Raw genomic sequence first — 21,263 nt, forward strand, 5'->3', positions numbered from 1 at the left:
TCCTTTTGGGGAGCTTGGAAAAATCGGAATTTCGTTCAAGATCGAGGCGCGCAAGGAAATTTTGCCGTAGGCATATACATGATATTCCGAGGATAAAAATTGATTACGCAACCATGAGATTGGAAGAAATGACAATTTTTCAAGGTTCCCTTTTGTTTGAGTGGTTGGGTGGAATGCATCAGATACGATAAGTCCGGTTTTTCTGGACTGCTCTGATGTCATTGGATTTAATCGATCATGATAAATCGGGGCATGGCGCATGTCGCTGGTGCTAACCTCTTGTCATTATTGTTTTCTTGACAATCCTCCCGGTCTGCTGCCGAAGAGTGTCGATGTCTTCTGCTTGTATACTTCAAGAACCATACCGGACGATGTTTTCCGTTATCGAGTCACGGTTTTGCTCGTTGATCGCCGGGCGGCACGCTATAGTAAAAGGGAGCTTGAAAAATTCGGAATTTCGTTCAAGATTCCCTAAAGAGTACCGTCGAGTTGAATGGTCGGGCCGGTTACCCTGGTCTCTCTCTCCGGTTCAGCGACGACCACCGCCGGCGGTATGTTGATCGCGTAATCAAAGCTAGCTCATTGAGTCTGACCACTGGATACAAGGAGGACGACGATGCACAAAATCGAACAGCTGACGATGAAAGTTGCGGTTATGCAAGCGGCCCCGGTTATTATGAACGGACCGGCGACGGTAACGAAGACGGTGGAGTTGATCGGGCAGGCTGCCGCCCGGGGAGCGCAATTGATCGTCTTTCCCGAGGTCTTCATTCCCGCTTATCCCCGCGGCCTCAGTTTCGGTTTTCTGGTCGGCAGTCGAACCGAGGCGGGGCGCCGGGACTGGCAGCGATACTTCGATAATTCGGTGGTCGTGCCCGGGCCGGAGACCGAGCACATCGGCGCGGCCGCTGCTGAAGCCGGTGTCTACGTGACGATCGGGGTGACCGAACGAGACCACATCAACCGGACCCTGTATTGCACGCTGCTCTACTTCGGTCCCGACGGGACGCTGCTCGGCAAGCACCGGAAACTCAAGCCGACCGGCTCGGAACGGCTGATCTGGGGAGAGGGCGACGGTTCGACGTTGACCGTTATCGACACCCCCTTCGGTCGGGTCGGCGGCCTGATCTGCTGGGAAAACTATATGGTGCTGGCCCGGGCCGCAATGTATCAGCAGGGAGTGCGAATCTATCTGGCACCGACCGCTGATTTTCGCGAGGTCTGGCAGAGCACCATGCGCCATATCGCCGTTGAGGGGCGTTGTTTCGTGCTGGCCTGCAACCAGTACGTGGAAAAGAGCATGTATCCCGACGACCTCGAATATCGCTCCGAACTGGACTCGCAGCCCGAGGTAATGTGCCCCGGCGGCAGTTGCATCATCGACCCGTATGGCGACTATGTGGCGGGCCCGCTGCTGGGTGAGGAGGGCATGCTGCTCGCTGACCTCGATCTCGGGGCCTTGACCCGGACGGCGCTGGACTTTGATCCGGTCGGCCACTATGATCGGCCGGATGTATTCCAATTGATCGTCCGCCGAGAAGGCAGTTGAGTAGAGCATGAGGAGAGGATTTGGCGGCTGCGGCGTCCCCCGATAACCGAAAAAGTCCTCTGTGCCGTTACTTTTATTCAGGAGAATAGCGTGGATAATCAGTCAATTACCTTGCATCAGCATCAGTCAGCTATCATCCTCGGCGCCGACGAAAACGGCGAAATCTCCGTTGAAGTCGCCTCTGCCGATCATCAGGGACTGAGCGGCGCCCTGTGTCAGGCGATCGTCCATAAATTGATGCACGACGAGCAGTTCCAGGAGGAACTGATGGGCATGCTCGATTTCGAAGACGAGTGAGCAGGAGAGTCCTGATTTTTCATGCTCACCTTTGGTGTTGCCGAGTTATAAAACCGAGAGCCATGGAGATGGCTGATGGATGACGTTATTGTTACCCCGATCGGGGTGGTGCACGGTGACATCACCACTCGTGACGACGCCCCGAAAAACTACAGTGAATCGGATCGCAGCGGCACGCTGGAGATATACCCGCGCTATGGCGACGGTCTGGACGGCATCGGTGCCGGCCAGACCGTCGTCGTCTTGTTTTGGCTGCATCTGGCCGACCGCGACCGGCTCAAGGTGTATCCGCGTGGCGATCGATCCCGCGGTTTGCGTGGCGTCTTTGCCACCCGCAGCCCGGTGCGGCCAAACCCGATCGCGCTTTCCGAGCTCAAGGTGATCGCCCGGGACGGAAATCGTCTGCAGGTGACCGGTCTCGATGTCCTGGATGGTACGCCCATCATTGATATCAAGAAGAAGATCGATCCCTGAAGCGCCGGCGTTCCACCGGCATGATTGCGACCCGGCGTCGTCATGTTTTTCCGGCAGGCCCGGCTTTCCGTCATTATAGTGTAACCATCGGGTTATCGACGGGGAGAGTCGGAGAAGTCGGGAGGTTTTTACGGTTATGATGAAAGCAGCAAAACGATTCGGAGCGGCGCTTGCTCTGATGTTGGCAATCTTCTGTTTGGCAGCCGCAGCGGTAGCTCAAGAAGATGCGGCGATGGATCCTCCCGCCCCGTTCAGTCGGGAAGAACTCACTCAGATGCTCGCCCCGATAGCGCTCTATCCCGATGCGCTTCTGTCGCAGATCCTGATGGCATCGACTTATCCGATCGAGGTGATAGAGGCCGAGCGCTGGCTGAAAAACAATCCCTCACTGAGCGGCGATGCGCTCGATAATGCCCTCCTGCACCTGGATTGGGAACCAAGCGTCAAGGCCCTGTGCCATTTTCCAACAGTCCTGAACCTGATGAGTGAGCGCATCGCGCAAACCACCGACCTGGGCAATGCCTTCCTGGCCCAGGAGGAAGATGTCATGGACACCGTTCAGGAACTCCGCGCCCGGGCCTACGCCGAGGGGAATCTCAATACCACCACCCGGCATCAGGTGGTTGTCGAACGGGAGACGATCAGCATTGAGCCGTCTGATCCGCGGATCATCTATGTCCCGTACTACAATCCCTATCACATCTACGGGAGCTGGCGGTATCCGGCCTACCCCCCGTATTATTGGATTCCTTCAGGTCTCAGGGTCGGAAGGGGAATAACCTACTGGCCGGGTATATCCTTTGAGTTTGCTTTGAACCGCTGGAGTCAGTTCGATTGGCAACGCCGCTACATCTATTTCGATACCTACCGCCCATCGAGATTTATCAGATATCATCGCTGGGCACCTGATCCGGACCCCTGGTACCACTCGCCACGGCATCGTCGCGGTATCGTCTACCGTGACCATCGGACCGCCGAACGATATTACCGACAACCATCATCGACACGGGGCATGCGTGACCAGTCTCGGTACTTCGAGCCGCCCCGCAGGTCTGCTCCGGAGGTGAGGGTTCGTTCGCCGATCGTTGACCGCAGTCAGCCCGTGTCACGTGAAGGCTATGCCGAGGGAGACCGGATGAATAAGCCGCTATTAGACCGGCTGAACCGTAGAGGACGATAGCAGCGCGAGTAAAGACGTTCAAACGGGTGATCGATGGGTTCCTGCATTGCCCGGTTATACCCCGGCCTCGGCCATCTCGATGATTTCGGGCTCCGCGCCAGCCTGCTCGATCCACTGCCGCACTTTTTCATTATCCAGCACAAAATCCATGTAGTGCGCAGCTGTCTTCGATAGCTCGATCCCGTAGGTTTGAAACCTCGACGCAACCGGAGCGAACATGCAATCGGCAATGGAGAACCCACCGAACAGCCAAGGACCGGCACCTGCATACGTGTCCCGGCACCTCGACCATATTCGATCCATCCGGGCCAACTCCTTCTCAAGGGCAGCATTGAGAGGAACCTTACGCCCGGTCGCCCGGCAGTTCATCGGTAATTGGCCCCGGATCTCCGGGAAACCGGAGTGCATTTCAGCGCTGCAAGATCTCGCTTCCGCGCGGGCCCGAGCGGCACTCGGCCACCCGTCACCACTCAGGTATTGTTCTGAAACGTACTCACAAATAGCCATCGAATCCCAAACAGTCAGATCATCGTCCAGAAGGACCGGCACTTTCCCCGCTTCCGTGTACCGGACAAGCAAGGCGGAGGTGTCGTCCTGACCCAAGGCAATCCGCACTTCTTCAAAAGGGAGTTCGTGGACCGACAGCAGCAACCATGCTCTCAGCGACCACGACGAGTAATTTTTATTCCCTATTATGAGCTTCAAAGATCCCTCCTACAGATGCATTACCCGGCTACGACTCGGTAGCTCTGGGAACCGCTTGGTGTGGACTCGAATGTCGGGTGGTGTAGGTGGGATGGCGATAAAACCACCCTCCTAATTCTTTTGTGTCAGATTTATTACTAATGATCCTTGTGCGTTATTAGCGTGCGCTAAGTTCTTTTTCTATACGTTCAGCAAGAAATATCTTTAAAAGATATTGATATGGAACATCCCTTTTGTTTGCTAGAAGTTTGAGTTCTTCAATCATAGTTTCCGGAAGACGTAGAGCTTTTTTTTAACTGAAGGCTTGAGGTTTGAAAATGTGATTTTCTCAGCTTTGCTCCAGTTAATGTAGTCAGTAGAATCATGATTTTCCCAAAATTCTCTTTCTTCATCTTCACTTTTAAATTTTGGTATTTGCTTACTCATTACTATATACGTCCCTTTCTTTACGACTCATGTCTCTTGCTGAAATGATACGAATCGCCTTGCCTCTCACAGTAAATGCAATGAAGAGGTTTCGTTTAGAATCGGTTCTTCCGAGTGTATAGAATCTTTTTTCTGCCTCTGATTTTTTTGGGTCATCTTGGATTGCTAAAGGTCTATTGAAAAATACCTGTTCGCACTCCGCAGAGCTGACTTTATGTCTCAGTCAATTTTTATTTACAATTCCGTCATCCCGCTCAAAACCGTCACATTGGCTCAATATTTTTTTGTATATCGAATCCATACATTGAGTCTGGAATTAATATGCACATTTTTCAAGTGGTTTTCCAGTTCCCCAGAGCAGCCCACTCTTTCACCACTGTTGGCTGACATCCTGCTGGATGACCTAGATAAGGAACTGGAACAGCGCGGCTACCGATTTTCCTGATTTACAGTTGGTACCGAGTTTTCTGGGTCCGAAACGTCGGACAGGGGGCGTGGCCCGAGAGCAGACGAGTTCCACGACGAGATTGTGCGCGGGTTTCTTCGTTCCGCTCGTCTCATCTCTGCTTCAGCATTGAACCGGATGGGTGACTGGTGCAGTGGCTCACCACTGACACGGTATCGCCGAAATCACGGGTGCAGAAAAGAACGGACAAACAATGCACACGGTAGGTGGAAGTAATACTCTCGTAAGGAAAATCCCCTTTTCCTTGATCGGAGGAGTCTATTCCTTGACAAGAGGCCTTTTAATGGGTGACCCCTTTCATCGGAGAAAACAATCTGAGCTGAGAAAACCGGTTATCCTTGGTAAGGCAATAGGCCTCTTTGTTTGCGTTTTGCATAACCCTCCCGAACCTGCTATGTACTGCCTTTTGGCAAAGGGACAGGCAGGTTACGCATTTTTCTTCCAGCCTCAAGAGCCGGGAGGTTTTTCGTGATTCGTACGCTCTCCATGATCGTCGACGGGAAGGAATTCAGCTTTTCCGCCGGCAAGACAATTCTTGCGGTGTGCCGGGAAAACAACATATTCGTACCGACGCTTTGCCACGACAAACGATTGCTTCCTCATGGCGGCTGCCGCCTTTGCCTGGTTGAAATAAAAGGGGTGCCGAAACCGTTGGCGTCATGTACCACGCCGGCGGAGAACGGGATGGTTGTTACCACCTCGAATGCCCATTTGACCCGGTTGCGTAAAACCGTCCTTGAGCTGCTGTTATCCAACCATCCCAACGATTGCATGACCTGTGAGGCCACCGGCGATTGCCTGCTGCAAGAGCTTGCCTATCAGTTCGGGATCCGGCCTGGAAAGTACCGGGGCGCCATGTGGGGACTGCCGCTTCGACAAGACAATCCCTTCATCACCTTTGATCCGAACAAATGTGTGGTGTGCGGGCGTTGTGTCAGGATTTGCAACGAGGTTGTCATGGCCGGCACCTTGACTATGACCAAGCGGGGCTTCAACGCAATGCCGAACACCGCCTATGGCAAGCCCCGATCGCTAGAAAACTGCGAGTTTTGCGGGCAGTGTGTTTCGTCGTGCCCCACCGGTGCTTTGACTGACACGAAAAGCCGGGGTAAAGGCCGGTATAGCGAGCTCACCAGGGTGCGTACTACCTGCTCGTATTGTGGTACCGGTTGCAGCTTCTTCCTTAACGTCAAAGACGGCAAGGTGGTCAAGGTAACTTCGGACTACGATGGTCCGGTCAATCAAGGGAATCTCTGCATCAAAGGACGATATGGCTACGATTTCATCCACAGTGAAGAGCGTATCAAAACCCCTTTGATTCGTAACACGGACGGTTTTCGCGAGGTGGGCTGGGACGAGGCGTTGCAACTGGTTGCCGATAAATTCAAGGAGGCAATTGCAGCGCACGGACCTGATTCCGCTGGGGCCTTCTCTTCGTCGCGTTGTACCAATGAAGAGAACTACCTGCTGTCGAAATGGGTGCGTTGCGCGATCGGGTCGAACAACGTCGACAACTGCGCCCGGGTCTGACACGCCCCGACGGTGGCCGGTCTGGCCACGAGCCTTGGCGCGGGAGCTGCAACCAACTCACTAGCTCAGATACCGGAACTTGATACGATTTTTCTGTTCGGCTCGAACCCAACGGAAGCGCATCCGGTAGTCTCGTTATACCTGAAGAAAGCCTTGCAAAATGGTGCCCGACTGGTGGTCGCCGATCCGCGCAAGACCTGGATGGCTGCCAGAGCCGATGTGTGGCTGAACCTGAAACCGGGGAAAAACATCGCTCTGCTCAACGGCATGATCAACGTCATCCTTGAACGGGGGTGGGAAAACAAGGTGTTTATCGAGGCTCGTACCGAACAGTTCGGCGAATTGCGGAATAAGGTTGCGCAATACGATCTCGAGCGCGTGCAGGGCATCACCGGCGTCGAGGGGGATAAAATCGTCGAGGCTGCCCGTATCTACTCCCAAGCCGGTAAATCGATGATAATTTACGGCCTAGGTGTAACCGAGCATCGAAGCGGCACCGAGAACGCGATGGCCATCGCCAACCTGGCGTTGGTCTGCGGTCACATCGGGAGGCCGTCGACTGGCATCATGGCTTTGCGCGGCCAAAATAACGTTCAGGGCGCGTCCGATCTCGGCCCTCTGCCGGCAACGTTTCCCGGGTATCAGCCGGTTGCCGATCCGGCCAATCGCAAGAAGTTCGAGAGCGAATGGAAGGTCCCGTTGACCGACCGGACGGGTCTCAAATCGGTCGAGATGCTCGACGAATGTGTCAAGGGCAGCTTTAAGGCACTTTTCATTCTTGGCGAGGACCCGGCACAAACAGACCCGGATATAGGGCATATCCGAAAGGCGTTGGAAAATGTTGATTTCCTGGTTGTTCAGGATATTTTTCCAACTGAAACGACTCGTTATGCCGACGTGATCCTGCCCGGCGCGAGCTTTGCTGAAAAAGACGGCACTTTCACCAACGGAGAGCGCCGTGTGCAACGGGTCCGCAAGGCCATCGAGCCGCTGGCCGGCATGGCCGAGTGGGAGGTAATGTGCAGAATATCGACCTTGATGGGATACCCCATGTCGTACGAACATCCGTCATATATTATGGATGAGATCGCCCGTTTGGTGCCGGCGTATGGCGGTATTCACTATCATCGTCTGGAAAACGGTGGTCTGCAATGGCCTTGCCCGACGGATGATCATCCCGGGACGACAACGCTCTATACCGATCTCTTCTCCAGGCCGGGCGGTAAGGCTCAGTTTGTCGCGCTGGACCAGCAGGAGTCGGGTGAAACGACGGATGACGATTATCCTATCACGCTCATAACCGGTCGAATTCGTGAGCATTACAACAATGGTTCAATGACCAGTCGATCGCTTGGCATCAGTGAGCTGGTCCCCGAGGAGATGGTCGAGATTAATCCCCTTGATGCCGAAAGACTCGGTATCGAGCATCAGCAATGGGTCAATATCACGTCACGCCGCGGCACTATCTCCGTCAAGGCAAAGGTCACCGATCGATCGGAGCCGGGATCGGTCTTTATGACCTTTCATCATCGGGATGCGTTGACCAACCTGTTGACTTCGTCACACCGGGATCCTATAACAGGGACGCCGGAATACAAGGTTACCGCAGTGCGGATCGAGGCGGGTGGCGCTGTTTTGAACTGACCGTCGAGTGGGGGACAAATCTTTATCTTTGACAATTTTCAGCTGTCAAGAATAAAGATTTGACCACGCTTGGCTTTTCAAGTGGTTTTGCAGTTCCCCAAAGCGGCCCACTTTTGTGCAAAGCAATGATTGCTGGCGTTGGTCAAAATGCATGAGAGAGCCAGTAGAGCAGAATTGCAATAAGCCCGAAAGACAAAATAAACTGTGGCGCAACGGACTTGGCTTTCAGTGACCATACTGAACAAATGAGCGCGAGGATGCCTATGGGGCCAAACATGTTCAAACCAAATATGGCTCGACTTTCACAATCAAGGCCCATTAACCTGCCGGAGCAAAACACCGAAAAGGGCCATCCGGCAAGCCAAGAAGGACTGTCGACGCTACAATTTCGAACCACGCCACGGCTTTTAACATTCTGGTATTCATCCGCTGTGCTAAACGTTCCGCATTAGAGGAGCGACGCTTTTCCGCGCCCACTCATGCGGTGGTTAGCGCCTCCTGATTTTCAATTGAAGAAAAGGAGTTGTGCGATTCTTGATAGTTGATGGATACTCCATCTTATATTCACATCCCATTTTTAGGTAGAAACCCTTGGTATTTGGATCGGCAAGAATTCCCACTTCACAGACACCACGGGACGTGCACCTTTCCCGTAAATGTTCAAACATTTTTGTCCCTATACCTTTGCCGATGCTCTGAGGCTCAATGAACATATGCTCGAGCCAGCAACCCTTGCTTATTTTGATACCGGATCTTTCTATATCATCGGTAAGCTCGACAATCGAATAATAGCCGATAATCTTTCCATCGGTTTCAAAAACAAACACGTCGTTATTTTGAACGTAGTCTGAGCTTATGGTCAGTTCCTTGGCCCATACTTCGTAATACTCTTTTGGATATTTCCAATATCCTTTTGAACTGAAAGAGATGTTTGTTAAAATTTCTGCTTCTTCAATTTTTGCTTCTCTTATCATTGGTTTCAGATCAGTGTTGGACATTGTTTATAACCATATCAACAGACTTGCCGCGATTAGCTGCGCGGCGGGCCTCTGCGTCTGGTTGAACGGCTTGTTTTACCTATCTCTTCCTTCTCGGATAATATCAACTATTTTTCTTTTGTTGTTACTATCGCTTTAATGGCTGGTACTGCAGGTTTTTGAATCTTGATCAGGAACAGGATCTATGGGCGGCTAGTGTGGGCCCGTATCTCAGATATCGGGGGTGTCCCAACCACCGCATCATGCGATGTGCCTGCGGTGGTTGGGTCCGTTTCGCCGGTATCAGCGTCTATAGCGGAAGGAAACTTCAAATTGTTGCCGGTGGCTGCTCCGTGAGAAGAACAGATTGCCGCCTAGCGTAAGCCGTAGTTCTCCATCGCCGTATCGCGGCCAGTCGATCCCGCCGCTGAAGAGGCTGATCCGTTTTGTATCGGCTTCGCCGACGACGGAAGCGGCGGTTGCCAGGTTGATGGCTTTTCGGCCAAGCGAGACGGTTTCTTCGCGGTTTCCGAGTTCTCCGGGGATTGACCTGATAATCTGGGTTACCGCTACGGAGCCGTTACCGGCTGACGGGTTGAAGCCAAAGTCCGTGCAGATGATATCAACTTCGGTGATGACTTGCCGGAATTGATCGATCTCGTAATGCAGGACGTGTGCGTCTCCATCATAAAAGGTGGAGCCAGGATGCGCCCTCAGCCGGCAAAAGGTATCACTGCTGCGGATTCTGAGACTGTCGGTCGTGCGGTTGTTGTCGTAGGTCGGTTCGACGATTTCCACCGGTTGATTGACGATGACGGTGAACGCCAGTTGGCTATGAGCGGCCCGGTCTTCTGCGGTGGTGAAGCCGTTGATATGCCCGAGATCGACCCAGCCGCCGGATGCCGGTACATTTCTCTCAACACGTTGATACCGCCCCGGTTCATCGGTTTTACCGACCAAGAAGGCGAGGCGATAGGAGAGCACTCTGCCGCCCGTCGCTGCCGGAGTGATAGCGGTGTAGACTTGTACCAGCCCCTCTTCGCTCACGCGCAAGCCGGCCAGCCGGAAATCGGCACTGTTCTCGTCGGTTTCGCTGAACGGAGGCTCCTGGATGGAAAAAGGTCCCGCCTCCCGGCCGACTCCGGTGGTCAATGAGCGTACGACGAGAAGGTAGTTATTGATGCCCGGCTCAAGCGTGTCTGTCGCGATGTCGTGCTCGCACCAGTCGGAAGTCCCATAGCCGTTGACATCCGTTTCATCGAGGATACCGCAACTGAGTCGCGGGACGACATGCGTATAGGCGCGCTCACCGTCGCGGAACAGTTCAATGACGATATCGCTGCGGGCCGGTCTGAATTGGAAATTGACCGGTATCTGCTCGCCCTGAATGATGATGCGGGGATGGGTATACAGGCTGATAAACGGTCGATCAACGTCGACCCCCCAGTGAATGATGCCGGCGGTTTCGGCCTCCAGTCCGGCGCCGCTGATGCGCAGACGATAGCTGCCGCTCAAGGTGTCGTCGACATAGCTGGCCTGGCAGGTTCGGGACGGCAGCGGCTGGGTTTCCGAAGCGGGACTATCGCGGGCTTCGAGGCAGGCCAGGTTTTCGCTGCGCACCACTTCGTCGGTAGTGGGGTCGATGAGTTCCATCTGCCAGTGTTCCGGCAGCGAGGCGAGCGGCCCGTGGTAGCGCCAGCTGAGATCCATCCGCAGCCTGCCGTCTCTCTCCGACTCGACGATGTGGCTGCCGGCCCTCGGCGTGACGAGAGACAGCGTCGGTGCACCCGGCCCGCCAAAGGCGCCGCCGTCACCGATAGGAGGGTCGTCTCCAACGATCTCGACTACCTCGAATGGGGTGAAATGAAAACCCGCTTCTCCGGAGCCGCCGAAACCGCCACCATCGCCGATTGCTTCGTCGTCACCGCCGACCTCATAGGCGTCCAGCGACGTGACGTGGAACATATCGCTCAGGCCGGCGGCGGCCGAGTCGGCGTGGCTGACGGAGAGCAGGTAGAGACCGGTGGGGGCGTCGGCCGGCAGCTGGAGTTGGACTTCACGATACGGATCGCCGGGTCCGGGTGGATTGTCGTTTCTGATGGACATGGTCGCTTCCTCGCCGCCGACTCCTGTCCTGATGGCCGAGAAGACCACCGAACCGCCGGGAGCGACGGGCCGGCTGAACCGGTAGCGGATCGGAATTGATCTGCCGCGGAGGAAGGTATCGCTACCGCTCGGCGAGGTTATTTCGATGCCAAGATCCAGCATTTTCGGCGTTGCCTCGGGCACCGTCGTCTGCGGCGTTGGCAATGCGTGGTTTAGGCCCAGCTGCGGCCGTGGTCGTGTCCTGTGATTCCGGTTGCTGTCCTTCCCTGCGTTGGAGCCGGTTGTGATTTGACTGGAGGCGGGGTGCAGACGATCGGTGGCGTTTTTTTGTCGGACCGAGTCGAGCCTGGTGCCGGTCTGTGGCTGCGCAGCAGACGGGCCGAGTATGGTTTGGTCGGTATTGTTGTTTTTATCCAGTTCGAAGACCGAGTCGTTACTGTTGACGGTGATGGCGACGGGCACCCGTTTCGCTAATTCGCCCGGTATGACAACGGTGAACTGGCTGCCCGGTTTGCCGAGCTTGGCATAGTCGGCGAGTTGTTCCATGCGGGTGTAGCCGGGCAGCGGTTTGTTGTCGACAAGGAGCCGCACCAGGCTCCGGCGGTACTGGTGCTGGTCAAGGTGAGCCGGGCCATTGTTTCTCAGGACAAAGGAAATGCCCGGTTGCGTGGAGTGCGTGCCGGGCGTTGACAATGATGCCGGATCGTCGTGGTAGCGCAGTTGTGCTACGGACAGGTCAGCGGGCAGCGGCCGCAGGGTGGCGGCATCGGCAATGGACTCGGTTGGCCGAGTCGGGGCGATGGTTCCCGGTTTTCTCATCTCCGTCAACGACGGCGGGCCCGGTTTCAGCTGCATCGGTTGTCGGGGCTTCGAGACGATCAGCTGCGCATCGGCAACGTGCTGCTTCCGGTTTGCTTTCTGCAATCCCTCTCTGCTGTCGACGCGGGCCTCGAGATTCAGTCGGCCGCTCTGCTCCGGTCGAAACGTGGCGGTCGCCGGCACGGATCGTTTCGGCTCGACGACGAGTTTTCGGTGGGTGGCAATCTTTTTACCATCCAGGTAAAAGCCGATTTCGACATCGAGTGCTTTGGCCGTACCGACATTGGCGACAACGGCCCGCAGCGTGGTTGAGGATCCGGCTTTGATCGTCGCCGGAGAGCAGGAAAACGACCTGATCACCAGATCGGCGACACTGGTCGGTGTTTCGGTCCGCTGCATCTGTTGCAGAGGTGGCGATGCTGGCTTGATAACAGCCGGTGGCGCTGCCGTTTTTTTTTGCGGCGATTGCATCGTCGGAGGCACTTGTTTTACGGTGGCCGGTTTTTCGGTGACCGTGCCGAGTGGTGCAGCGGTGCCGTCGATTGCCAGGCCGGCAGAACTCAGCAGGAAAATGATCAGGGAAATGATGCGGAGCTGTTTCATGGTTTTGCCCTCTTGCGATGGTTTGAGCCATGCCCGTGTGGTGGACCGCTGAAAAGGCTCGTCTAACACTACGTCCCTTGGTTGTGGCAAATGGTTCAACCGGTGGCCGGATTATTTCGGTGCGGGATGCTTTGACAAAGAACCTAGCCGGTGGTTTCTGTCAAGGCAAGGGTTTTGTCGGTGATCGTCAGGAGTGGGGCGTGGCGGTTTGCTCGAACAGGTAGCGAAGATATCGCTGCTGCCGACAGATAGTTTAGAGGTTCCAGCCCCAATAGGCAAGAAACCGGGGGAAATCCTTCAGGTCGGATTCTTCCCGGGCCCAGAACTTGAGACTGGTATAGAAGATGGTTTCGCTGCTGTCGCCGCCGCGGTACGCCTTGTCCTCGCCGACGCGAAAGTCAAGGGCCCACCAGCCGATCAGCAGTCGCTCCAGCGGCTTGCTGTTGTTCTTCACGTAACCGGACCGGGGACCGTCGGTTTCGAAGAAGGAAACAATCGTCTCTCCGAACGGCAGCCGGTAAAGGGCGGATAACGGTGCAAGGTCAGTCTGCACACGCTCCGTTGCCGGCGGAAGGTTGTCCGGATCAATCAGCGAGACCTCGGAGACGCGATGGGTCTGGTCGGCCAGCGTGAAGGCGATCTGCCGGCCCTGCTCGGGGAGTTCCATGCGGCTCGGGAGCGTGTGTCCGTAAATCCATTGGCGATCCTGTGGCCAATCGGCCGGATAGGCGTCTTCGGGAAGGGCGGGGGTCGGCAGAAAGGCGAGATAGCAGCCGCAGGTATGAACCGTCGTGATCAACACCACCGTGTCCGCTTCGTTGAGCGTGTAAATGACGAGCAGTCCCGGGTTGGTGCCGGCGGTCAGATTCAGGGCGCCCCAGCCGAAAGGCACACGTTCGTGGTGGATGCGGTAAATCTCGTTGCGATAGCGCCCTTGATCTGTCGTAAAGCTGTCGCGTTCGTAATAGACGGTGGCCGCTACCGGATCGACGACGATGAACGGACTGCCGTCAGGGTTTCGCTGCGTCGCCGGCGTGCCGATCAGGTTATAGGGTTGTTCGCTGTTTTCAACGACAAAGATCGGTACATGACCAGTGTCGACGCCAGTCGGCACCGGCGGGGAAAAGGCCGTCGTCTTGCTCGGCGGCAGCGACGATGTGCCGGCGCAGCCGTTGAGAAAAAGCGCTGGCAACAGAAAGCAGACAAACAGCCTGGCGAGGTCGCGCAGGTTGAGATGTAATGGTTGGCTACCGGAGGGTCTCATCATTCCTCTCCTTCATAGTTAGGGGGTGGGGAGATCATGATTTTCAAGTGGCACGGGTGGGGATGATCGCGCCTTTGTCCGCCGATGCGGCCAGTCGGGCGTAGAGATAGAGGTATCCCTTGGATACGCGCGGCGGCGGCGGGCGCCAGGCGGTCCGGCGACGATCCAGCTCGCTTGCGGTAACCTGCAGATCCAGGGTCTTGCCGGGAATGTCGATGGCGATGATGTCGCCGTCTTCGACCAGGGCGATCGGTCCGCCCTCCATCGCTTCCGGTGAGATATGGCCGATGAAGCAACCATTGTTGGTCCCCGAAAAGCGCCCGTCGGTGACCAGGGCCACCCGGTCGCTCAGGCCGAGGCCGTGCAACAGTTTCATTGCCTTGAACATCTCCGGCATGCCCGGCCCCCCTTTCGGCCCCTCGTAGCGGATCACCACTACCTCGCCGGGCTGCACCTGTCCGGCCATAATTGCCTCGTTGGCCGCCGCTTCGGACTCGAACACCCGGGCCGGTCCGGTGAAGGCCTGCATATCGTCTCGGATGGCTGCCGGTTTGGTGACCGCCGAGTCGGGGGCCAGGGTGCCGAAGAGCACCGCCAGGCCGCCGCCGGTGCTGAAGGGCCGGGCCATGGTCTTGATGACCTCGTCGTCCGGGGATGTCTTGCCGGCGATGTTGTCACCGAGGCTGCGGCCGGTGACGGTCAGCGCTGAAGTGTGCAGCAGCGGAGTGAGTTCGCCGAGTACCGCCGGCACCCCGCCTGATTCAAAAAAATCGATGACGTTGGCCGATGCGGCCGGATTCATCTTGGCGATCAACGGGGTGGAGCGGCTGATCCGGTCGAACAGCCGGATGTCGAGCTCGATTTCCGCCTCGTAGGCGATCGCCGGCAGGTGCAGGGCGGCGTTGGTCGAACCGCCGATGGCCGAGGTCAGGCGAATGGCATTTTCCAGTGAGTCCGCGGTGATGATCTGCCGGGCGGTGATACCGCGATCGACCAGATCGACGATGGCCCGGCCGGAACTACGGGCCACCTGCAGCCGGCCGGCGTGTACGGCCGGGATCATCGCCGAGCCGGGCAGCGACATGCCGAGGGCCTCGGCGATGCAGCACATGGTATTGGCGGTGCCGAGAAACGAGCAGGAACCGCAGGTCGGGGCGCAGACGTCTTCCATCCAGACCAGCTCGTCCCGGCTGATCTCGCCTTTCTGGAGACGACCGACGCCCTCGATGATCGAGGTGCTGTCGGCGGTGCGGCCATGGATCTGCGGGCCGCCGAGCATCGGGCCGCCATTGACCAGTATGGCCGGAAGATCGAGGCGGGCGGCGGCCATCAGCATGCCGGGCACGATCTTGTCGCAGGAGCCGAGCAGGACCAGACCGTCATACTGGTGGGCCTGGACCATCAACTCGATACAGTGGGCGATGAGATCGCGGGTCGGCAGGATGTAGCGCATCCCGTCATGGCCTTCGGCAATCCCGTCGCAGGCGCCGATTACTCCGAATTCTACCGGGGTGCCGCCACCGTCCCGGATGCCGTCGCTGACCGCCGCCGCCACCTGGCGGAGGTTATAATGGCCGGGGACGGTGGTGCTCCAGGCGTTGGCGATGGCGATCATCGGTCGCTCCAGGTCGCTGTCGCTATAGCCCATCGATTTGTAATAGGCGCGGTTGATGCTCCATTCCGGCCGTTTCAGGATCCTGCTGCTGCGCCGTGTCGTCATAGCGTCTCTCCTCTGGCAATGAGGTGTTTCATGCGGCCGTCTCGCGCTTGTGTCCCGGCAGATCTCAGGCGGCCAGGCGGGCGGCCAGTCTGATCGCCTCGATCATCGATTGCGGGTTGGCCCGGCCGTCACCGGCCCGGTCATAGGCGGTGCCATGATCGACCGAGGTGCGAATGATCGGTAGCCCGATGGTTACGTTGACCCCGGCCATCTGGTCCCAGGAGTCGGTTTTTTCGTCGTAATGAAAGCCGACCAGTTTGGCCGGGATATGGCCCTGGTCGTGGTACATGACGACGACCGAATCGTAGAGGCCGCCCTGCATCTTGGAAAAAACCGTATCCGCCGGTAACGGTCCCTCGGCGGCAATTCCCTCGGCAACGGCGGCGGTTACCGCCGGGGCGATTTCCCTGTCGTCTTCGGTGCCGAACAGGCCGCCCTCGCCGCAATGGGGATTGAGGCCGGCGACGGCGATGCGTGGCTGCTCGATGCCGAGCTGGTGCAGGGTGGCGGCGGTCAACTCGATCACTCTCAGGACCCGTTCTTTTTTTACCCGGTCGCATGCTTCGCGTAAGGAGACGTGGGTGGAGACATGGGTGACTCGAAAACGGCCGTCGGCAAGCATCATCGCATAGTCGGTGGTCTCTGTCAGTTCACCGTAGATTTCAGTGTGACCGCTATAGTGAAAGCCGGCGAGGTTGATGGCCGCCTTGCTGATCGGTGCGGTGACCGTACCGTCGATTTCTCCGGCCAGCGCCAGGTCGATGGCTCGTTTGATGTACTGAAACGAGGCGCGGCCCTGGGCGGCAGTGTCGGTCTTGTGGCGTAGCTCGGCCAGAGGCAGGTTGGCCAAGTCGAGCACGTCGATGGTCTGCCAGGCAAAGCGGCCGTCGGTAACAGCGGAGCAGCCGTTGATCGCCAGGTCGAGATGGCTGAAGGCCACGGCATTGGTCATGATGGCGGCGTCGCCGATGATCAGCGGCCGGCAGATCCGGTAGACGTCCGGGTCGGCCAAGGCCCTGGCGCAGACTTCCGGGCCGACGCCGCCGGGGTCGCCCATGGTGATGCCGAGCAGGGGGAGGGAGTCAGGGGTGTGCATAATTGATTATCCTTTACGGGATTCAATGGTTGACGAGCGTGATCAGGGTGTCGTCTTCGCCGAAACTGCCAGCCTTGGTAATAACCGTCAGGCCGCTGTAGCGGCCGCCGACAAGTTCACTGCAAACCAAACCGGGCAGCATCTCTTCGTGAAGCAGCAGGCCATCGGCGCCGACGCAGCGGCGAACGGCCTCGGCGGTGTCGCCGCCGGACAGGAACAAAGCATCCGGTTGAATCCTGGGTAGCAGGTCGGCACCAATTCCGGCCAGGGAGCGAACGATCCGGTCGGGGGCTTCGGCCGGTTCGGCGGCGTCTGCCGCGATTGTCAGGATCAGGCTCTGTGGTCGATCGATCGCTTGAACGGCGGCGTCGACGCCGGCGAGCAGCGTCGCCGGCGAAAAACTCAGCAGCGGCCAGCCGGTGGCGGCGGCAAGACGGTTCGCCTGCCGGGCCAGCACAGCGGAGGCGGAACCGCAAACGAACAGCCAACGCTTTACCATCGGTCGATGTGCCCGGGGCGGCGCGGCGTGCTCAGCGGCCATGATACGGGCCAGGCTGGCGGCCAGCCCGGCCGAGCCGACCGGCAGGATGGTGCTGCCGTAGCGGCGGGCCAGGCGGGCGATGCTATCGAGATGACCGGTCGTTTTAGCATCAAAGACCAAGTGGTGACAGCCGCTGTCGATCAGGGCCTGGACCCGGGCCGACAACCGATCGGCGGATGTATCGAGCTGGTCAAGACCGATTCGGCCAACGGTGAGACGGCTTTGGCCGGCCAGGAGTATTGACAGGCGTGATTCCCGGACCGGTCCGAGCGGGTCGCGGCCGATTTCCGTGTCGGCTACCGGCACTCCGTGTAATCGATGGACATCGTCGACGGTGGTGCGTCCCTGGGCCGGATAGGCGGGGGCGACAAAACTGGCGGTGGCCCCGGTGGCCTCGAGCAAAGTGTCGAGTTCGGCGCCGAGATTGCCCCGCAGGCAGGAGTCGATCTTCTTGTAGATTACCTCCGGTGCCAGTGCGGTGATGCGGCTCGCACTCCGTTGCACGGCGAGTCCGGCGGATCGGTCGTCCAGGTGTCTGCTGTCGGTGCTGACGGCCAGGCCGGCCGGCGGATCCAGTAGGCCGGCCGGCAATCCGTTGGCGCCGGTGGTCAGCAGCACCGGACCGACTGCCGGGCAGAACTGCACCCCGGTATCGGCCGCCCCGGTCAGGTCGTCGGCGATGACCGCGATGCGCAGCCGCTCCCTCATCGTTACCGATCGCCGGAGGGGGCCGGGATGGGCAGCATGTCCGGGGCATGGGTCAACACCGTGAGCCGGGCGTCCGGGCCCTGGCGGCGCAGTGCCTCGGCCACCGCGTCGTCGACGGTGGCGGCGTGGGTGTGGCCGAGCCGCACCTTATCCGCTGCCGGGATGCCCGGGGAGTACATGATGATCGAGGCCTTCTCCCGGGCCAGGGCCCAGGCGGTGGCCAGCGCCGCCGCCACGCCGTTGCGGATCTCGCCGCTGCGATAGGCGGTCGTTATCTGCTCCGAAGACCATGACGTGTAATCGAGCAGATCGGTGTGCACCGGGCTGATGCCTTCCGGTGCCGGCGTGCAGACGATGATCGTACCGCCCGGCCGCACCATGCGCTGGGCCGGATAGAGCGATTTATGGGACTGCCAGAAGTCGAGGTCGCAGGGATACGAATTGGCCACGACGATATCCGGGGTTTCCCGGTAAGTCACGCCGTAGATCTTCCTGGCCAACTCGATGCCGGCGGCGAAACAGCCGCGCATCTCGCCGTAGAAGACGCCGACGGAGCGGCCTTCGCTGTCCATGACCACGTTGCAGATGGTGCGCATGCCGACCCGGTCGGCCATGTCGTCCATGTCGCGGCGGACCGGGTTGTCGGCCATGCCGAGAAACGAATCGCCGCCGCTGCAGGAGAGCATGTGCGTTTCCGCGGTGGTGCGCGGTCCGCAGACGCCCGGCTGGATGATCTTCGACGAGCCGGAAAAACCGGCGATGTGGTGCGGCACGATGGCGCCGAGACCGATGACCACATCCGCTTCGGCCACGAGCCGGTTGACCTGCAGCGGCGTACCCTGGGCTGAAAAGCCGAGGTCGACCAGGTTGTCCTGCTGGCGCCATTCATGATTGAAGACCCGGATCCGCCCGTAGACGGTTGAGCCGACCCGGCTCTCCAATTCTTCCTCGGTCATGTAGCGATGGGTGCCGAGCGCCATGATGCAACTGATATGTTCATCGGCGACCCCGGCCCGGTTGAGTCGGTCGAGTAGGCGGGGGATGATCCGGTCGACCGGGGTCAGCCGGGTCACGTCGTCACTGACGAGCATGACCCGGTCGCCCGGCTTGACGAGTGTTTCCAGCGGCTGCTGGTTGATCGGTCGAGACAGGGCGGCCTCGATGGATCGGTCCAGGTCGGGCAGCGGCGTTGACGGCTGCGGACTCAATACCTCGGCGAGATTGCGCTCGGGAACGTCGAAAGCAAGGGGTGAGCCGTTGAAGGGGATGGTGACACTGGCCATGGGTTAATCTCCAAAGGTGTTCGGGATAAACATGACAATATCGGGGACGTAAGTCATCAGCAGCAGCACTCCGATCATCACGGTTAGAAAGGGGAGGATATAGCGAACGATTTCGGATAGCTGGATCTGTGCGATATTGCAGGCAATGAACAGGCAGATACCGAGCGGCGGGGTCAACATGCCGATAGCCAGGGCGGTGACCATGATGACGCCGAAATGGACCGGGTCGATGCCGAACTGCTGGATCACCGGCAGAAAGACCGGGGTCAGGATGATCAGCGAAGCCGAGGTTTCCATGAAGGTGCCTATGGCCAGCAGGCAGATCAGGATCAGCGCGTAGAGTACCGCCGGCGAGGAGGTCAGGTTGACCAGGTAGGCGGCGACGTTCTGCGGTACCCGTTCGGCGGTCAGTATCCAGCCGAAGATATTGGCGGTGGCAATGAGCAGCATCACCGTCGACGTGGAAACGGCGGCCTTGGCGAAGATTTTCGGCAGATCGCGCAGCTTCAACTCGCGGTAAACAGCAAAGCCGACGATCATCCCGTAAATGGCCGCGACCACCGCGGCTTCGGTCGGGGTGAAGATGCCGCCGAGGATGCCGCCGAGAATGATGATCGGCATCAAAAGGGCCCAGAAAGCGCCGAAAAACGTGCGGCCCATGGCCGCGAAACCGAGGAAGGAATCACGTTCGTAGCCGGCCTTCTTGGCCATGAAATAGCTGACGATCATCAGACTGCCGCCGATCAGCAGGCCGGGGATGAAGCCGCCGAGAAACATCTTGCCGATGGAGACGCCGCCGACCACGCCGAAGATGATCATCGGGATCGACGGTGGAATGATGACGCCGATCGAGCCACCGGCCGCCTGGACGGCGGCGGCGAAACCGCGATTATACCCCTTGCGGATCATCGCCGGGATGGAGACCGCGCCGACGGCGGCGGTATCCGCCGCAGCCGCGCCGGAGATGCCGGCGAAAAACATCGCCGCCACCACCGCCACCATGGCCAGGCCGCCGGCGATAAAACCGACCAGCGCGTGGGCGAAATCGAACAGACGGCGGGAAATACCGCCCGATTCCATCAATTCGCCGGCCAGCATGAAAAACGGAATGGCCATCAGCGGGAAGGAATCGGTACCGGTAAAGAGCCGTTGGGCCGCAAGCGTCAGTGGCAGGTCGGAGCCGAACTGTAGGGTGGCCACCGAGGCGACGCCGAGGGAGAAGGCGATCGGCACGCCGATGATAAAACAGAGCACCAGGGAGACGAAGAGGATGATGGTCATATTCGCACCTCCCGGTCCAACGTGCGGTTCTGGATCGCGGCCACCATGACCCGCAGCGAGTTGATCAGCATCAGGATGCTGCCTACCGGTACGGCCATATAGGGGTAGCGCATGGAGATGTTCATCGACGGGGATTCCTGGAACTGGATGATGCCGAGGATCTTGAAGCCCCAGTAAATAATGACCAGCAGAAAAATCTGGATGATCAGGTTGACGACGACAATGGCGTAGCGGTAAGCGTTGGGTGGCAGCAGCTTGTCCATCAGGTCGATGCCGAGATGGACCTGGTAGCGGACCCCGGCCGCCGCACCGACGAAGGAAATCCAGACAAAGAGATAGCGTCCCGCCTCCTCGGACCAGGACAGCGGATCGTTATGGATGAAACGGTACCATACCTGGGCGGCAATGATCACCACCATCGCCGCCATCAGCAGGGCGAGGAACCAGTTGATGCAGCGGTCGAAGACTTCGAAACAATTCCTGACAAACACGGCGGCCCCTTGTCACTGATGATTGCGCCGGGATACGGCTTCCGGTCCGGCCGAGCCGATCAGCGCAGTGATCGGCTCGGCCGGGGCTGGGTTGGCTGGTGAT

General features: G+C 58.3%; 16 protein-coding genes and 1 pseudogene. 5 read left to right on the top strand and 12 right to left on the bottom strand.

Annotated features, from left to right (window positions below; translation table 11 throughout):
• Nucleotides 1-616: 616 nt before the first annotated feature.
• From BUC26_RS09810 to BUC26_RS09825, 4 genes are all read left to right on the top strand, one after another.
• Nucleotides 617-1,549: a carbon-nitrogen hydrolase family protein gene (locus BUC26_RS09810; protein ID WP_073375644.1), complete on the top strand. Its 933-nt coding sequence runs from the start codon at nt 617-619 to the stop codon at nt 1,547-1,549.
• 90 nt (nt 1,550-1,639) lie between these two features.
• A complete protein-coding gene (locus BUC26_RS09815) occupies nt 1,640-1,846 on the top strand; it encodes a twitching motility protein (RefSeq protein WP_244155829.1) in 207 nt (68 codons plus the stop codon).
• A gap of 75 nt (nt 1,847-1,921) precedes the next feature.
• Nucleotides 1,922-2,320, top strand: coding sequence for a tRNA (N6-threonylcarbamoyladenosine(37)-N6)-methyltransferase TrmO (gene tsaA, locus BUC26_RS09820; RefSeq protein WP_073375646.1), 399 nt, complete (start codon nt 1,922-1,924; stop codon nt 2,318-2,320).
• Between the two features lie 136 nt (nt 2,321-2,456).
• Complete coding sequence (locus BUC26_RS09825) at nt 2,457-3,500, top strand: DUF3300 domain-containing protein (RefSeq protein WP_073375648.1); 1,044 nt, start codon at nt 2,457-2,459, stop codon at nt 3,498-3,500.
• Nucleotides 3,501-3,554: 54 nt separating this feature from the next.
• Here BUC26_RS09825 and BUC26_RS09830 read toward each other — a convergent pair whose 3' ends face one another.
• The 3 genes and pseudogenes from BUC26_RS09830 to BUC26_RS24525 all read right to left on the bottom strand — a co-directional run bounded on the left by BUC26_RS09830 (nt 3,555) and on the right by BUC26_RS24525 (nt 4,854).
• A complete protein-coding gene (locus BUC26_RS09830) occupies nt 3,555-4,205 on the bottom strand; it encodes a glutathione S-transferase family protein (protein ID WP_073375650.1) in 651 nt (216 codons plus the stop codon).
• A gap of 157 nt (nt 4,206-4,362) precedes the next feature.
• Nucleotides 4,363-4,631: pseudogene (locus BUC26_RS24520) on the bottom strand (BrnA antitoxin family protein).
• Entirely contained in the window at nt 4,624-4,854 is a 231-nt protein-coding gene (locus BUC26_RS24525; RefSeq protein WP_208609765.1) for a BrnT family toxin, read from the bottom strand. Before BUC26_RS24525 ends, BUC26_RS24520 begins: the two are co-directional and overlap by 8 nt.
• Nucleotides 4,855-5,568: 714 nt before the next feature.
• On the opposite strand from BUC26_RS24525, the gene fdhF reads away from it, so the two are divergent.
• On the top strand, nt 5,569-8,271 hold the full coding sequence (gene fdhF, locus BUC26_RS24140; RefSeq protein ID WP_143165977.1) for a formate dehydrogenase subunit alpha: 2,703 nt from the start codon (nt 5,569-5,571) through the stop codon (nt 8,269-8,271).
• 488 nt (nt 8,272-8,759) lie between these two features.
• Here the strand turns inward: fdhF and BUC26_RS09855 are convergent, their stop codons facing one another.
• From BUC26_RS09855 to BUC26_RS09895, 9 genes are all read right to left on the bottom strand, one after another.
• On the bottom strand, nt 8,760-9,269 hold the full coding sequence (locus tag BUC26_RS09855) for a GNAT family N-acetyltransferase (RefSeq protein ID WP_073375656.1): 510 nt from the start codon (nt 9,267-9,269) through the stop codon (nt 8,760-8,762).
• A gap of 282 nt (nt 9,270-9,551) precedes the next feature.
• Entirely contained in the window at nt 9,552-12,776 is a 3,225-nt protein-coding gene (locus BUC26_RS09860; RefSeq protein ID WP_073375658.1) for a CARDB domain-containing protein, read from the bottom strand.
• A gap of 253 nt (nt 12,777-13,029) precedes the next feature.
• The gene (locus BUC26_RS09865; RefSeq protein ID WP_143165975.1) at nt 13,030-14,043 is read right to left on the bottom strand and encodes a hypothetical protein; all 1,014 of its coding nucleotides are present in this window, start codon (nt 14,041-14,043) and stop codon (nt 13,030-13,032) included.
• A gap of 40 nt (nt 14,044-14,083) precedes the next feature.
• Nucleotides 14,084-15,760, bottom strand: a complete 1,677-nt coding sequence (gene ilvD, locus BUC26_RS09870; protein WP_073375662.1) for a dihydroxy-acid dehydratase — start codon at nt 15,758-15,760, stop codon at nt 14,084-14,086.
• A gap of 64 nt (nt 15,761-15,824) precedes the next feature.
• Nucleotides 15,825-16,856, bottom strand: coding sequence for a 4-hydroxythreonine-4-phosphate dehydrogenase PdxA (gene pdxA / locus BUC26_RS09875; RefSeq protein WP_073375664.1), 1,032 nt, complete (start codon nt 16,854-16,856; stop codon nt 15,825-15,827).
• Nucleotides 16,857-16,878: 22 nt separating this feature from the next.
• A complete protein-coding gene (locus BUC26_RS09880) occupies nt 16,879-18,105 on the bottom strand; it encodes a four-carbon acid sugar kinase family protein (RefSeq protein ID WP_073375665.1) in 1,227 nt (408 codons plus the stop codon).
• A 2-nt stretch (nt 18,106-18,107) separates the two neighbouring features.
• Entirely contained in the window at nt 18,108-19,388 is a 1,281-nt protein-coding gene (locus BUC26_RS09885; RefSeq protein ID WP_073375666.1) for a nickel-dependent lactate racemase family protein, read from the bottom strand.
• A gap of 3 nt (nt 19,389-19,391) precedes the next feature.
• Nucleotides 19,392-20,669 (bottom strand): TRAP transporter large permease, encoded by a 1,278-nt coding sequence (locus tag BUC26_RS09890; RefSeq protein WP_073375667.1) that lies wholly within the window; start codon nt 20,667-20,669, stop codon nt 19,392-19,394.
• Nucleotides 20,666-21,160, bottom strand: a complete 495-nt coding sequence (locus tag BUC26_RS09895) for a TRAP transporter small permease (RefSeq protein ID WP_073375668.1) — start codon at nt 21,158-21,160, stop codon at nt 20,666-20,668. The genes BUC26_RS09890 and BUC26_RS09895 overlap by 4 nt, the downstream gene beginning before the upstream one ends.
• Nucleotides 21,161-21,263: the final 103 nt, after the last annotated feature.

It is taken from the genome of Desulfofustis glycolicus DSM 9705 (assembly GCF_900130015.1).
In the GTDB taxonomy this organism is placed as follows: Bacteria; Desulfobacterota; Desulfobulbia; order Desulfobulbales; family Desulfocapsaceae; genus Desulfofustis; species Desulfofustis glycolicus.

Excerpts from the sequence above, each read along its gene's own strand:
- pdxA (WP_073375664.1), bottom strand. The coding sequence starts at position 16,856 with ATGCACACCCCTGACTCCCTCCCCCTGCTCGGCATCACCATGGGCGAC.
- BUC26_RS09825 (WP_073375648.1), top strand. The coding sequence starts at position 2,457 with ATGATGAAAGCAGCAAAACGATTCGGAGCGGCGCTTGCTCTGATGTTG.
- BUC26_RS09885 (WP_073375666.1), bottom strand. The coding sequence starts at position 19,388 with ATGGCCAGTGTCACCATCCCCTTCAACGGCTCACCCCTTGCTTTCGAC.
- BUC26_RS09860 (WP_073375658.1), bottom strand. The coding sequence starts at position 12,776 with ATGAAACAGCTCCGCATCATTTCCCTGATCATTTTCCTGCTGAGTTCT.
- BUC26_RS09810 (WP_073375644.1), top strand. The coding sequence starts at position 617 with ATGCACAAAATCGAACAGCTGACGATGAAAGTTGCGGTTATGCAAGCG.
- BUC26_RS09890 (WP_073375667.1), bottom strand. The coding sequence starts at position 20,669 with ATGACCATCATCCTCTTCGTCTCCCTGGTGCTCTGTTTTATCATCGGC.
- BUC26_RS09855 (WP_073375656.1), bottom strand. The coding sequence starts at position 9,269 with ATGTCCAACACTGATCTGAAACCAATGATAAGAGAAGCAAAAATTGAA.
- tsaA (WP_073375646.1), top strand. The coding sequence starts at position 1,922 with ATGGATGACGTTATTGTTACCCCGATCGGGGTGGTGCACGGTGACATC.
- ilvD (WP_073375662.1), bottom strand. The coding sequence starts at position 15,760 with ATGACGACACGGCGCAGCAGCAGGATCCTGAAACGGCCGGAATGGAGC.
- BUC26_RS09880 (WP_073375665.1), bottom strand. The coding sequence starts at position 18,105 with ATGAGGGAGCGGCTGCGCATCGCGGTCATCGCCGACGACCTGACCGGG.
- BUC26_RS09865 (WP_143165975.1), bottom strand. The coding sequence starts at position 14,043 with ATGATGAGACCCTCCGGTAGCCAACCATTACATCTCAACCTGCGCGAC.